The organism is Enterocloster alcoholdehydrogenati, assembly GCF_013282095.1.
Classification (GTDB): Bacteria; Bacillota; Clostridia; order Lachnospirales; family Lachnospiraceae; genus Enterocloster; species Enterocloster alcoholdehydrogenati.
In genome coordinates this window covers 123,885-138,878 of record NZ_BLTJ01000008.1, presented here as the reverse complement: position 1 = coordinate 138,878, position 14,994 = coordinate 123,885, and the positions used below count along the sequence as shown (strand labels likewise).

10 protein-coding genes are annotated in these 14,994 nt (G+C 48.6%); 1 reads left to right on the top strand and 9 read right to left on the bottom strand.

The features are described from left to right. Positions 1 to 34: 34 nt before the first annotated feature. The 4 genes from HW447_RS10770 to metG form a co-directional block, all read right to left on the bottom strand. A complete protein-coding gene (locus tag HW447_RS10770; protein WP_330589173.1) occupies positions 35 to 1,804 on the bottom strand; it encodes an oleate hydratase in 1,770 nt (589 codons plus the stop codon). Between the two features lie 56 nt (positions 1,805 to 1,860). Next, complete coding sequence (gene rsmA / locus HW447_RS10765; protein ID WP_176255268.1) at positions 1,861 to 2,736, bottom strand: 16S rRNA (adenine(1518)-N(6)/adenine(1519)-N(6))-dimethyltransferase RsmA; 876 nt, start codon at positions 2,734 to 2,736, stop codon at positions 1,861 to 1,863. Between the two features lie 108 nt (positions 2,737 to 2,844). Continuing rightward, positions 2,845 to 3,618, bottom strand: coding sequence for a TatD family hydrolase (locus HW447_RS10760; protein WP_176255267.1), 774 nt, complete (start codon positions 3,616 to 3,618; stop codon positions 2,845 to 2,847). A 205-nt stretch (positions 3,619 to 3,823) separates the two neighbouring features. Further along, positions 3,824 to 5,806: a methionine--tRNA ligase gene (gene metG, locus HW447_RS10755; protein ID WP_176255266.1), complete on the bottom strand. Its 1,983-nt coding sequence runs from the start codon at positions 5,804 to 5,806 to the stop codon at positions 3,824 to 3,826. Between the two features lie 232 nt (positions 5,807 to 6,038). Here metG and HW447_RS10750 point away from each other — a divergent pair, with 232 nt between their 5' ends. Beyond that, positions 6,039 to 7,883, top strand: coding sequence for a DUF885 domain-containing protein (locus HW447_RS10750; protein WP_176255265.1), 1,845 nt, complete (start codon positions 6,039 to 6,041; stop codon positions 7,881 to 7,883). A 90-nt stretch (positions 7,884 to 7,973) separates the two neighbouring features. On the opposite strand, the gene HW447_RS10745 is transcribed toward HW447_RS10750, so the two are convergent. The 5 genes from HW447_RS10745 to HW447_RS10725 form a co-directional block, all read right to left on the bottom strand. After that, entirely contained in the window at positions 7,974 to 8,813 is an 840-nt protein-coding gene (locus HW447_RS10745) for an MBL fold metallo-hydrolase (protein WP_176255264.1), read from the bottom strand. After that, positions 8,800 to 10,251, bottom strand: coding sequence for an MFS transporter (locus HW447_RS10740; RefSeq protein ID WP_176255263.1), 1,452 nt, complete (start codon positions 10,249 to 10,251; stop codon positions 8,800 to 8,802). The genes HW447_RS10745 and HW447_RS10740 overlap by 14 nt, the downstream gene beginning before the upstream one ends. Further along, a complete protein-coding gene (locus HW447_RS10735) occupies positions 10,214 to 11,326 on the bottom strand; it encodes a LacI family DNA-binding transcriptional regulator (RefSeq protein ID WP_176255262.1) in 1,113 nt (370 codons plus the stop codon). Before HW447_RS10735 ends, HW447_RS10740 begins: the two co-directional genes overlap by 38 nt. Positions 11,327 to 11,808: 482 nt before the next feature. Beyond that, on the bottom strand, positions 11,809 to 13,629 hold the full coding sequence (locus HW447_RS10730; protein WP_176255261.1) for a right-handed parallel beta-helix repeat-containing protein: 1,821 nt from the start codon (positions 13,627 to 13,629) through the stop codon (positions 11,809 to 11,811). Between the two features lie 9 nt (positions 13,630 to 13,638). Next, positions 13,639 to 14,994, bottom strand: a complete 1,356-nt coding sequence (locus tag HW447_RS10725) for a carbohydrate ABC transporter permease (RefSeq protein WP_176255260.1) — start codon at positions 14,992 to 14,994, stop codon at positions 13,639 to 13,641.

Here is a 14,994-nt window from a genome sequence, read left to right as displayed (position 1 = left end):
TGCGGCAGAATATTAGAACCCCATAAAAGTCGCATCACCGGCGGTACGCCTTTAACACTGCCTTTAAAAGCACTCCCGGCCTCTTCCAGTAGGCTGTCACCGGGATCACCTTCCGGCGCACATCCATCAGTCCGTATACTGCCATCCTGGCTGCCCGCACGGAATATTCCTCTGTAAATACCATGTCGTCCGGTATCTCCACAAACTGACTCACCATGGCAAAATTCGTAGATCCTGCGGGGATCACGCCGGGGCGGTCCGTGTATTTGCGAGGCTCAAACTGCGCGTCTACATAGGGCATATAGCAGGGGATCACCTGGATCACCGTATCCATCAGTCCACAAATCTTCTCCTCTGTCGGATGAAGATGGTGCAGATACTCCGTCAGAAGCTCCCTGCCCGTACAGTCCTTCATGGGCTTTTTCACATAATCACCCACAGCCTGCGGGTACAGGCCGTAAGCCCAGAAGATCGTCACATCCTCCGGCTGATTGGCAAAATGAGGCTGGGCCGCTACAACGCTGCTCATAAGCCACTTTGAATCCTTAAAGGTCATTAGCGCTCCGCTTCCGGGCACATTTCCCGTAAATTCCTCGATAGCCTTTAAAATGGCATCCCCCTTTGCAGTCACAGTAAAGCTCATCCAGGCGCTCTCATCCGGCTTTGAAAAAAAAGGTTCCGGTGCGCCCATTCCCATTTTCACTGACGCGATCCTGGACCAGAGTTCACTGCTCATGGACTTTTTGGAAGGCTCAGGAGCCGGCATATCCAGGTTTCCAAGAGTGGCGCTGTCCGTCATACAGCCGTTTGTCATAATACAGAGATCCCCCTGCTTCAGAGCTGCCTTCTCAAAAGCAAAGGATTCCCTGTCCTCATCCTCCTCCTGAATCCGGCGCTTTAGGTACAGAGCTTTTACCGTTATGCCGGAACCGGATTCAAAATCCAGATCCGTCACCTCACAGTTTTCCATGAACTCCACGCCTTTTGACCGCAGATACACCTCCAGAGGCCGGATCACACTGTCATATTGATTGAGGGGGGATCTGGTAACGCCGGCCAGCGTATCGATGCGGCAAAACTCAAAGAGCATACGTTTCATATAGCGGCGGAACTCGAAGAGGCTGCTCCATTTCTGAAAGGCAAAGGTTGTCTGCCACATATACCAGAAATTCGTCTCAAAAATATGAGGCGTTTCCTTAAACCAGTCCTGAATGGTCAGATCATCCAGTTTCTTCTCGTCGGTCAGAAGGAGGCGCAGGAGAGCCATACGGTCTCCATGGTTAAATCCCATGGATTTTACATTTAAGATATTCCCGTCCTTATCTACCAGACGTGCCTTTGCGCAGGTAGGATGCCCATGGTCAAACTCCAGGATCTCCTCGGTCACACTGCGTCCTGGCTTTTTAAGGGACGGAATCGTATCAAACAGCTCCCAGAAGTTCTCATAGGTCTCTTCATTCAGCATACGGCCGCCACGGCACACAAAGCCTTTCTGGGGAGTACCGATGCCGTCGTTGCTGCCTCCCAGAATATTCATACCCTCGTAAATGGTGATGTGGGATCCTGGAAAATGGCAGTCCCGGATCAGATAGGCCGCCGCCGCCATGGAACCCAGACCGCCGCCAATAAGATACGCCCTGCGGCTGCCGTAATCCCGATTGCGTACCAGCGCCGCGTCAATGGCCTCCTGTCTCTCCTCTTCCCTTCTGCGCTTTACCTTCTGAAGTTCTTTTATCGTGACCAGCACAACGCCTCCTGCAGCTGCCGCCCCAAGAATACGGGCCGTCCGTTTGCTCATAGCCATATAGATCCCTTCCTTTCTTTCACCTGATCCCGGAGCCTCCCACCGGTTTGTACACCTTACTTTTCTGTCCGCTCTGTAAATGCGTTTGCCAAAGCCGCAAACTGCTCTAACGTCAGAGCCTCTCCACGCACCGCTGCGGGCAGTCCCAGGCTTTCAATCACTGCTGCGATCTCCTCCTTGGAAAATGACAGCTCCGGCGAATTGTTCAGTCCGTTCTGCAGCGTTTTTCGCCGCTGATTAAAGGAAGCCCGGATCAGGCGAAACATCAGTTTTGCATCCTTTACCTGAACCGGCGGCTCCTGATAACGGGTGAGGCGGATCACCGCAGAACCGACATTCGGCCTTGGAATAAAGCAGTTAGGCGGCACATTTGCCACAATATAAGGGCTGGCGTAATACTGCACCGCCAGAGACAGGGCTCCGTAATCCTTGGAGCCAGGCCCCACCTGCATCCGATCTGCCACTTCCTTCTGAACCATAACCGTAATGTTTTCAATGGGAACATTGCTTTCAAAAAGCCCCATAATGATAGGAGTAGTAATGTAATAGGGCAGATTTGCCACTACCTTAATGGGCCTCCCGTTGTTATACTCCTCCACCAGGCTATTCATATCCACCTTCAGGATATCCTCATTTATCACCGTCACATTGGAATAATCCTTTAAGGTTTCTGCCAGAATCGGCAGCAGATTGGTATCGATTTCCACCGCCACTACCCGGCCCGCGTGCTCCGCCAGATACTGTGTCATAGTGCCTATGCCTGGACCAATCTCCAGAACACAGTCCTCCTTTGTGATACCGGCTGCATTCACAATTTTATCCAGGACATGGCTGTCAATGAGGAAGTTCTGACCGAACCGCTTCTGGAAAGCGAACTGGTATTTCTGGATGGTTTCTATGGTCTTTTTGGGATCAACTAATTTATTATCCATGTATGTTTTACCTGCTTTTCTGTATGATGCGCGCACGCCCGGAATCCGGGGCGCAAAACGTTCTTTGCCAGTCTCGCAGATGCCTTTGGGACTGTCTGAACATCCTGTCTAAAGGTTCTGTAAACGGTACAGTTTCACGGCATTTTCCCAGGTGATCCGCTCAACGCTCTCCCGGTCTGTACCTTTGATCTCTGCCAGACGCTGTGCCACGATTCCCAGATTCAATGAGGAATTGCGCTTTCCCCTGTAAGGTGCCGGCGCAAGATAGGGACAGTCCGTCTCCAGCACAATGGAGCTTAAAGGGGCGTACTCTGCCACCTCAACCAGCTTTCTGCCGTTTTTAAAGGTCAGGACGCCTCCGATCCCCAGATAAAAGCCCATATTCAGATACTCTCTGGCCATCTCCTTTGTGTAGGAAAAACAGTGGATCACTCCTCCGATCTCTCCCGCCCCCTCTGCTTTCATGATATCCAGAGTATCCCTGGCCGCATCCCGGCTGTGGATAATCACTGGAAGCCTGCTCCGGCGCGCAAGGTCTAGCTGCCGAACAAACCATTTCTTCTGTATCTCATGATCCGGCTCCTCCCAGTAATAGTCCAGGCCGATCTCTCCCACTGCCCGGATCTTCTTACAGCCGCACCAGTGTTCCAGCCGTTCCATGCCGTTTTCATCCAGTTCAGCCGTCTCGCTGGGATGAACGCCTATGGCTCCATAGATAAAATCGTAGTTTTCTGCCAATGCCAGTGTGGTTTCACAGCTTTTCAGGCTGGCAGCCACATTCGTCACCGCCCTTATGCCCTGGTTCTGCAGACTGCCCAGAAGCTCCTCTCTGTCGCCGTCAAAAGCCTCGTCGTCATAATGGGCGTGTGTGTCAAAAATCATGTCTCCCTATCTCCTTCCCGCCCGTCTCAGGCTGTTTCTGTACCTGCCTTCTTCACCGGCCCAATGCCAATATCTGAACACAGGAACATCCCGGCAATATCAAAACTGCCGCATTATGCAAACGCCCTCCTGACGGTTCACATCCTGCGGCAGCGCAGACCAGAGGCATCCGTTTTACCAAAAACCTCCGGCCTCATATTTTATATTAACAAATCTCAGCTCCCGCCGGCATCTTCTTCTCAGGTGTCATAAGAGCCAGATTGCCCTCTGCATCCTCAGCGCAGAGAATCATTCCCTCAGAAAGCAGGCCTGCAAGCTTGGCGGGCTTTAAGTTGGTCACTACCATAACCTTCTTTCCCACCATTTCTTCCGGTGAGTAATGAGCCTTGATGCCGCTGATGATCTGACGGGTTCTGGTTCCGATCTTTACCTGAGAGCAGAGCAGTTTCTTGGACTTGGGAACAGCCTCGCACTTGATAATCTCGCCTACCTGGAACTGCAGCTTTGCAAAATCATCATAGGTAATTTCTGCCTTTGGCTCCAGATCGATCCCGTCCTCTCCTTCTTCATTCTCATCGGAAGTTTTGTCCTCTTTGGCTGCCTCTGCGGCCTGAAGGGCCTCCGCCTTTTCAAGCACCTCTTTTACATCCATACGGGCAAAGAGGATCTCCGGCTTGTCCGTCACCTGATGGCCGGATGGATACAGGCCAAAGGTATTAAGCTGATCCAGGCTGCGTTTCTCTGTTTTTAACTGCTCCAGGATCCTTGCAGAAGTCTCAGGCATAAAGGACTCCAGTAAGGATGCGCCAATAGCAATAGCCTCCGTCAGGTTGTAAAGAACGGTGGACAGGCGACCCTTCTGCGCCTCATCCTTTGCCAGCACCCAGGGAGCGGTCTCGTCAATATATTTGTTGCTTCTTCTGAAAATGTTGAAGATCTCGGTAATGGCATCCGCCACGCGAAGCTGCTCCATCTTGGCGTCTGCCTTCTTGACAGCCTCTAACACAACCGCCTTTAAATCCTCATCCTCCGGCCCGCAGACGCCCTTGTCAGCCACAATGCCTCCAAAATACTTATTCGTCATGGAAATGGTACGGTTTACCAGATTTCCAAGGATATTTGCCAGATCAGAGTTCATGCGCTCCACCATCAGCTCCCAGGAAATCACGCCGTCATTTTCAAACGGCATCTCATGAAGAACAAAGTAGCGCACCGCGTCTACGCCGAAGAAATCCACCAGAGTATCTGCGTAAAGCACATTTCCCTTGGACTTGCTCATCTTGCCGTCGCCCTGAAGGAGCCATGGATGGCCGAATACCTGCTTTGGCAGCGGCAGATCCAGTGCCATCAGGAAAATAGGCCAGTAGATTGTATGGAAACGGATAATGTCCTTACCGATCAGGTGGAGATCCCCAGGCCAGTATTTCTTAAACTGGTCTGTGCTGTTTCCGTCACAGTCATAGCCGATACCGGTGATATAGTTGGTAAGAGCATCCAGCCATACATAGGTAACGTGCTTTGGATCAAAGGTTACCGGGATACCCCATGAAAATGTCGTTCTGGATACGCACAGATCCTGTAAGCCCGGAAGCAGGAAGTTGTTCATCATCTCGTTTTTACGGGCTACCGGCTGGATAAACTCAGGGTGCTCATTGATATACTCGATCAGCCTTGGAGCGTATTTGCTCATGCGGAAGAAGTAAGCCTCCTCCTTTGCAGGCTGTACCTCGCGGCCGCAGTCGGGGCATTTTCCATCCACTAACTGAGACGGGGTCCAGAAGGACTCGCAGGGAGTGCAGTAAAGCCCCTCGTAAGCGCCCTTGTAAATATCGCCCTGATCATAGAGCTTCTTAAAGATCTTCTGCACCTGAGCCTCATGCTCCCTGTCCGTGGTGCGGATAAATTTGTCATAAGAGGTGTTCATCAGATCCCAGATCCGGCGGATCTCCCCTGCGGAGCGGTCTACAAACTCCTGAGGCGTCACGCCTGCCGCTTCAGCCTTCTCCTCGATCTTCTGACCGTGCTCATCCGTACCGGTCTGGAAGAATACATCATATCCCCTGGCTCTTTTATATCTTGCGATGCTGTCAGCCAGCACGATCTCATAGGTATTGCCGATATGAGGCTTACCGGAGGCATATGCAATGGCCGTTGTAATATAATATGGTTTTTTACAGTCCTGACACATTTTTTATTTTCCTCTTTTATTCTGGATTCGGGCCATAAAAAGCGCAGACACGCCTGCCCGTTTTAATGGTTTAAGTATAAGCGTTTCCCACATTTTCGTCAAGACAGGGCCTCTCATAAGTTGTTTTTTCTCCTCATATAATATATAATACCCAGGTAACAATTCAGGAAGACCGCCTGTCCTGAATATCCACACCCAAAGAATACTCTTATCCCTGATTTGGAGGAATATTATGTTTGTAAGACCATCCGGACAATGCAGAAAGCATTTTCAGCTGCAGGCCCTGTTAGCCCTGCTTTTATCCATCTGCCTGATTACAGGCTGCGCAGCTCCCGCTGTGCCCTCTCCTTTTGCAGACCCATCTGCGGCCAGAACCGCCTCTGCCTCCTATGAGCAGTATGATGAGGACTCTTTGAAGGTTCAAAGCGACTTTGACACCCTGACGGAAGAACTTTTCCGCACGGAGGCAGCCCAGTCCGCCATCACCCTTCACTATACCCTGGCAGATCCGGCGGCCTATGGCATCACTGAATACCCCAAAGACCTTGGAACCGTTTCTTTAGAGGATACGAAAAAAGATCTTGAGGATGTCAGAAACCTGAATGACCGCTTAAAAGCCATGGACAGCCGCAGGCTGCGGGAAGATCAGCTTCTTACCTACACCATTCTCTCATCCTATCTCAATACAGGCCTTTCCCTGGAAGGTCTGGAACTTTATGACCAGCCGCTCTCCACCACTCTGGGTATTCAGTCCCAGCTTCCCATCCTTTTATCCGAATACACCTTTTACAGCCGGCAGGATATTGAGGACTACCTTTCTCTGCTGTCCTCCATTGACGCCTATTATGACAGCATCATAGCCTTTGAGGAACAGAAAACCGAGGCGGGCCTGGGCCTCTGTGATACAGTCATCGACCGCGTTATCACCTCCTGCAACGCCTATCTCATTGACGCAGACCACAGCTTTATGACCGAGACCTTTACCTCCCGGCTCAATGCAGTAGATGGGCTGACTGACCAGGAAAAAGAGGATTACACTGCCCGGAACAAGGCGGCGATCAACGAACATTTCGTACCGGCCTATGAGCATCTCATTGAGGGGCTTAAGGGGCTTAAGGGCCGGGGAACCAATGACAAGGGCTTAAGCTATTTTCCAAAGGGAAAGGAATATTACCAGTATCTGGTAAATTCAGGAACGGGCACCTCCTATAAGGATATCCCCGCTCTGAAAAAAGCAGTTATGGACCAGATGTCGGATGATCTGTCTGCGGTAGATGAACTCCTATCTGAGGATCCGGGGCTGGCAGAAAAGCTTCAGTCCTACACCTTCTCCCCAGAGCAGCCGGAGGCTATTCTGGAGTCATTAAAGGATCAGTGCAGACAGGATTTTTCGCCCATTGACGGATATTCCTACACCATAAAGTCTGTTCCAAAAGCCCTGGAAGGCATCTTAAGTCCGGCCTTTTACCTTACCGTACCTTTGGACCGTCCTCAGGACAATTCCATTTACATCAACAACGGTTCCACCGGAAGTTCCAGCCTCTACACCACTATTGCGCACGAAGGCTATCCGGGCCATATGTACCAGACCCAGTATTTCAACCGCAGCAATACCTGTAACCTGCGCAGTATCCTGGATTTTAAGGGCTACACCGAAGGATGGGCCACCTATGCGGAATACTATGCCTATACCCTGAATAACGGCCTGGAGGACGGCGTAGGGGAACTGCTGCAGCACAACGCCGCCTTTACTCTGGCCCTTTATGCCCTCCTTGACATCAGCATCCACTACGACGGCTGGGATATGGCGCAGGTGGAGAATTACTTAAAGCTCTACTTTAATATCAGCGACCTGGAAGTGGTTTCCTCCATATATTATGAAATAATGGAAAACCCGGGCAATTACCTCAGTTACTATGTGGGGTATCTGGAAATCCTGAATATGGAGCGGGAAGCAAAGCAGGCCCAGGGGGCAAACTATTCACAGCTGGAATTTAACCGGTTCATCCTGGATATGGGGCCTGCGCCTTTCGGGGTAATCCGCACATATTTTCAAAAGTGGCTTGCAGGGGAATAAACTCACACAAAGCCCTGCGTGAAAATAATGCCATCCGCAGACAGGAAAGCTTCTGCTCTCCTCATCTGCGGATGGCATTTTATCTGTCCGTTATTCGTCGCACTGATACCAGAGTTCTGCCTGTCCCAGACGCGCTACATCTCCTTTTCTGAATCCAACTTCCTCGTACTTTCCTGTAATGCTTCCGTTAAGAATCCCCCCGGTCAGTTCCAGATAATCCCTGACAATGGATTTATCGATCAATATTCCGTCATGACCGATGGCAAGCTGGTCAAACTGCTCCTGATAATCCCATATCTTTTTCAGGCTCTCATGGTATATACGGATCAGTCTCTTATCATTGTCCGGCTGCCGCATGAGTATAATACTGTGATTGACTGTATCTCCGCTGAACAGGATCCGGCTCCGGCTGTCCAGATAACATACGCTGCCGTCTGAATGGCCTGGTGTGTGCAGCACCGTCAATTTCCGTTCTCCCAGTTCAAATACGTCCCCATCTTTTACCGGTATGTACTGTTTGGGATATACCGGCTCCTCCTTTGGCACCAGCGCCGATACCGCCTCAATATGTCCCTCTCCCGGAAACCGCACCGGCACCCTTGTCTCTATATAAAGACGGCGCATTTCATTAGTTGCAGGCATTTCACGAAACATCTCCTCATCCTGCGGCTCCATATAGACCGGACTGTCCGGCAGGGTATAGATGCCTCCGCTGTGGTCTGCGTGTCCATGTGTCAAAAGAATCTCAACCGGCTTGTCTGTCAGCTCCCGTACCACAGCTCCGATATTTCCAATTCCGCAGCCCGTATCGATTAACGCCGCCTTCTCTCTTCCTGCAGCAAAAAATGCATTTACCAGCCGAAACTCTCCAATGCACCATGTATTCCCGGCAATCTTTGTCACCTCATGCTTTAACTCATTCTTTTCCATTTAAAATTCTCTCCTCTGTTTCCTCGCTCTTTCTGCGCAGCTCCTCGCTGATCTGCTTCATGCGCTCATCACTGATGTTGTAAATGAACTTAAAGCAAATGAATGTCAGGATAATACCGATCATGGGCCATGCGCCGCCTAACATCTTGATCCGCTCAGGAACGCCCGCAAGCTGCCCCATGGATCCCAGTGACGCATCGTAGCCGACTGCCTCCAGCAGAAGGGCAATTACAGATGTACTGGCACTGGCGGCAAAAAATACAATAAACGTAATCGTCGCATATACGGTTCCGTCATTTCTCTGCCCGGTCAGATAAGCCTGATAATCCACAGCATCTGCAATCAGAGACCAGAGCAGAAGATTCATACAGGTGGTAAATGCAGATGCAAGAGTCTGACAGATGATCCATTCCGTAGGTCCGATCGGCAGGATCATGGTAAACGCATACAGCACTGCCGCTCCTAAAAGAGGCCACGTAACGAGATTTTTCTTACCGAACCGTTTTACAAGGGGCTTTAAAAGAACCATTCCCAAAAGCATGGGTATCAGGGTCGTAAGGGATGCCATTGCCAGGCGGGACGTATCCTGAAAATATGTCATAAATACATACTGATTTAAGGTTGATACAGGCTGTACAAACAGCTTTGCAATCACATAGGATGATACAACTGCAATCATGACACGGTTATGCAAAAAAGACTTTGCTACCTGCAGATAATGGATTTTTTCTCCCTGCTCACTGGTCTGTACATCTTCTACCAGCACCCGCTCATGAATCAGCGTATGAGCCAGAACAAGACAGACGGTACAGAACACACCTAAAACAACAGACAGCAGGATGAAACGGCTTGCCACCGGATCATTATTCTGATCAAATAACAGCAGCGGAGCGATTGTAGTCGTTCCCATACTTGCCACAAAGCTGCCGATGCTTCGGAAATTTGACAGTTCTGTACGCTCAATCTGGTTTGTTGTGATAATATTTGACATTGCTCCATATGGAACATTGATAAAGGTTCCTACAATTCCCCAAATAAAATATACGATTAAAACCCAGGCGACCTTTGCCATATAGGGCATTGCATGAACATTAAAAAATAATATCAGCGTAAATATTGCATAGGGAATGGAAAACCACAAAAGGTATGGTTTCATTTTTCCATTCTTTGTCGGCAAACGCCGGTCTACCGTTCTTCCAATAAAGGTATCATTCAACGCGTCTAATGCCTTGCAGATAAAAACAATCGCTGCAAAGTGCACCGCATCCATTTCCAGTATGTTAACACAGAACAGCATCAGATAGCTGTTCACAATTACCTGAAGGGTGTTAAACCCCAGATCGCCGCACATATAGCCAATTTTATCCTTCAGACCAAATGCAGGCGCATTTTTTACATTTTTAATATATTGTGTATTCAAAGTCTTTGCTGCCGCCATAATTCTCTTTCCTTCTCCTGTAATAAACATAACTATTGGACTGAATAATAATGCGCGGAATAATACTTTGCCTTACAGGCATTTTCTCATTCTTCACAATGTTATTAAACAGTAAATTCAGAGCCTTATATCCCACACTGAACGGCTTTTTATCAATCACAGCATCAAGAGTATCTGTCTGTAATGCCTGGTAGCTTTCCTCAAACAGTTCACTCCCGATTACAGCGCCTATCCCCTGCCTGCAGGACAGATCTGTTCTGAGGAATGCGGCTGTATGACGGGCGCAGGTAAAATATATCCCCTCAAAAGCATTTTTTCCAGTCAATTCCCGTTGGATCCTCTCCGACTGCTCCTCATTGAGTTTAAGTGCGACTACTTCACAGCTCAGATCTGAACGGCGACGTTTAAGTTCTTCTGAAAAAGCGGCGGCATTCCTGTCCTCAAAGGGAAGCTCCTGTCCAAAGACCTTTATATTGCCTCCCTGACAGACCATCTTTGCCATCATTTCCGCAGCCATTTTTCCAGCCAGGGCCTCATCGGGTCCTACCAGGCAGGAATATGGCGTTTCACTTGCGCACTTTTCCAGCACAATAACAGGAATACGCTTTCCAAGAATCCGGTTTAACAGCGCCGTATAACGCCTGTCCTCTCCCAGATCCTCCTTATAAATCACCATCCCGTCATAATGAAATGGTTTTTCCTGATAAATATTGTTCAGAAAATTTAGAAATGCTGTACTTCCCATATCATACGCCGGATAATAATATTCCTGGAAAATGATATTATAGTGCTCGATTTCCTCTCTTTCCTGAAAATATCCGTTCAAAATCTCCTGTACATAAAAATGACTGTCTGCGTCGCCCTTTGGAAAGATTAATGCAATATGGACTGGTTTCTTTCGGAGGGAAGAGGCCACATAATTTGCCTCATACCCCTGCTGTTTTGCGATCTCCATAATGCGCCTTCTAAGCTCTTCTCCGCAGCCCTCTTTTCCATTCATCACTCTGTGCACCGTTGTAATAGATACCCCGGCTGTTTCTGCAATCTGCTTCAGTGTAGTTGTTGATTTGCTCATAATTTCCTCAGTTCTTCTGCCGGCCAGCGAAAACTGTTGCGTAAACGTTTACGTAAATGTTTACGTTATCGTTTACTTTTGGGTTACAATTTCTATGTTACCTATTTAGAACATGAATGTAAATGGTTGTTTGCACAATAAGTACGACTATTTTTTATACAACATTCACAATTTTTCTGTAATTTCCACCCAAAACAACAGTCCTTTAAACAACATATCACCCCCTCCATCATTACTTCGCTGCCGCAGCCTGTCTAAATATCCTTGGTTTTTTTATTTTATATGTGCAGCCCGTTCATCCGCCGTCATTTTTCAGGAAAATTTTTCGTAAAAATTTACGTTCCGCTGTTTTTCATTTTTCTCACCCAATATTGCTAATATCCTCTGACGCTCATAAAACAAAACAGCCGCCGACTTTCCCAAAACTTTGGTCGTCGGCAGCCTGTTTTCATATTTTATATGCTTTGAAACCCGTATATATTTTACAGCAGAGTGGAAATAATACGGTTCCCCTCCTCTGCGCAGTCACTGGCTTTCTCAAACTGGATTATCCCATGATATTCTTCCCCGTAAATAGGCCCTTCCAGTGTGCTTGAACCGTAATTATGCGCATCAAGAGGCAGCTTTCCCGCATTGATGATCGCATTATTGCGCACAATCACATTGCGGCAGGAGGACAGATACATAGCCAATCTGGGGCAGTCGATAAAGGAATTATTCTCGATGAGAATATTCTCAAAGACAGGCGTTCCGGTTCTTCCATCGGGAAGATACACGCCCATATAAAGCTCCGCCATCTGCCATGCATTTAAGTCACAGTGGCGAATGATATTTCCCCGGAGGATCAGATTTTTCACGCCATGCCCCTCACTCCAGCGTGACTCGCAGCCTGTCTCGATCTGAATGGCCGCGCCCTGAATGTTCTCAAAAATATTATTTTCCACCAGTCCGTTAGAGCCCTGAAGCAGCACGCCTCTGGCTCTGTTGTTCACAAAACGGCAGTTGCGTATAATGTAATTGTGCGTCTGAAAACGCTTATTCCAGAGAACCGTATCAGGAGACAGTTTCTCTGGCAGCGGATCCTCAAATGTCAAAACGCAGCTTCGCTCCTCAGGACGATAGGAAACCTCCTGCACCACTGAGGAAAAACCGGTGGGTGACAGATCGGGATTGCGCAGTTCCACCGGATAGCCGGCTTCAAACAGAACCGCTTCTTTGGTCACGCGCAGCGCTAACAGCGTATGAGGCCCCATGGGCACAATTCCCATGGATGAGTTATCGTGAATATTGATGCAGTCATCTCCCGCATATCCGAACTCACAGTCCTCAATGATGAAATTTCCCTGAGAATTGCAGACGTGCAGACAATCTGTTACTGTAGAAATACTGCGTATGGTTCCCGGGCGCACGGTCACCCGGCAGCTTTTAAAATGCAGTCCATGGATATCTCCGTTTCCCACAAACCCATTGCCCGGAGAACCGTAAATCGTCACATGATCCAGCGTAACATCTCTGGAATCCTCAATCGGAACGGTTAAAATACTGTACTCATAATGGCGGAAACGGAAACAGTCCCCACGTTTAAAATGCGCTTTAGTAAAATTGGCATCCACGGTATAAAACCGCAGCACATTCTCCCCTGCCTTTTCCTGTTTCGGCAGAAAAACATTCGACAGCTCCCGAACCAGCTGCTGCATCTTTTCATCGGAAACCTCATCCCCGCTTTTTTTCACATGGTCATTGCGGTACGGACGAAACTCAATTCCCCCCGGACATCCCGGCGTATAGCGGGCCGCATCAAAAGGCCCCACAATGGAAAACTTCATGTCTGCAGAAACACTCTCGTATTCAGGAAAACTGCATTCCAGATAACTGCCGTCCTCTGCTACCTTTGTAACAACACCCACGCTTGCTAAAGGGGCCTTTTCCCAGTTCCAGTCCAGGATCAGATTCTCTACCAGGACCCGGCGACTTCGCCGAATGGAGATATAAGAGTACAGCGATTCAAAAATAAACTCGCTGCCGTTTCCATCCAGTGTAAAATCCTCCATGTCATCCAGGGAAATATGGGCGTCCCCTTCGCAGGACTTAAAATAGTAAACTCCTTTGGGCACAGTCAGCCTTGCCGCTCCCACCTTCCTGCAGTATGCCAGCGCCTCGCCAAAGGCTTTGGCATTATCCCATTCTTCTCCTGGGCGCACGCCAAAATCTGCCGCATTTACCGTACATTCTTCACAGGGAAGATGAATGGCAATCCTGTTTAATTCTTCGGTCAGTTGGTTAAATTCCTTTAAATCGTTCATCTCGTTTCATTATCCTTTCACACCAGAGGCAACAATACTCTGTTTTAACTGCTTGGAGAACAGGATGGACAGAATAATAACCGGCAGCACAGTCACAACGGAAAGGCCCATCAGTGCATTCTGCTTTGTTCCCGCATTGTTTGAAATATTATAAAGCGCGACATTTAATGTCCACAGCGACTGATCCTCCGTTACCAGCCATGCCCAGAAAAAGTCGTTCCAGTTTCCAATAAAGGTCTGAAGCGCGATCAGGGAAATGATCGGCTTTGACAGCGGCATACATATTTTGCTGTACAGATAAAGACTGCCTGCGCCATCTAAAGACGCCGCCTCAAAATAGCTGCCTGGAATCTGGTCAAAAAATCCCTTGTACAGATAGACATAAAAACCATAGGGATAGAGGAACGGCAGCAGCAGAGCCGCATAGTTATTGTAAGCTCCCATCTCACGGTACATGATTAACTGCGGCAGCATGATACTCGCAAACGGTATCATCATGCCTCCCAGGAAGAACAGCAGCACCAGCTTTGCCGCCCGCTCAGAAAGCTGCCTGCTGATAACAAATGCACAGATGGAACAGAGAATTACCTGTGCCGCCATTGCAAATCCAATGACGATCACGCTGTTTATCACAAACGTCATAAAGCCCATGTGCGCAATACGCTCATTGTTCGGATAAATATAGCCCGGCATTTCCAGATAATATTTAAAGCTTTCCAGGTTCAGAAGATTCTTTACCTGATCTCCCACACTTACCAGGGTTCCGCTGGTGGAATATTTTTCTGACAAAAGAGAGGACACCGGCTCTAAAAAGTGGTCAGAAAGCCCCTGTTCCGGCAGTTTTAACCCGCCTGAAGCGTCAAATTCATAGCCGATAGACTCATTTGCCCGCAGATAACGGTCTCCGTGCAAAAGCACTTCTTTCTTAATGGCCGTGCTCTTGTATACACCGTAATCCCGCTCCATCTGAAGCTTCATCTGATGAGCACGGGAATGGAAAACCGTCTTTCCGTCTTTCATTCCATAAACCTGAATTTCCATAATGGACTGATCGGACAGCTTATAGTTTACTCCAAACATTGCCAGCACATTGTCCTTCATCATGGCATCCTTCATCTGCTCTTCGCTGTCAAATTCCATGCCCGTATAATCCAGCACCAGGGAGACGCTGTTGGCCGCATCCGGCAAAAGCTTCGGAGGCACCTCATAAATTTTTGCGTTGTCCTTCATGGAACTGGATATGGCAAAGATCAGCGGGTAAAGCATCAGGGCTGCAAACAGAAGCGAGATAACTGCCGCCACAATTTTAAGAAATGACTCCGATCTTCTCCATCGGTTTTTATTCTTTTTACCTGTCTGTTGCAT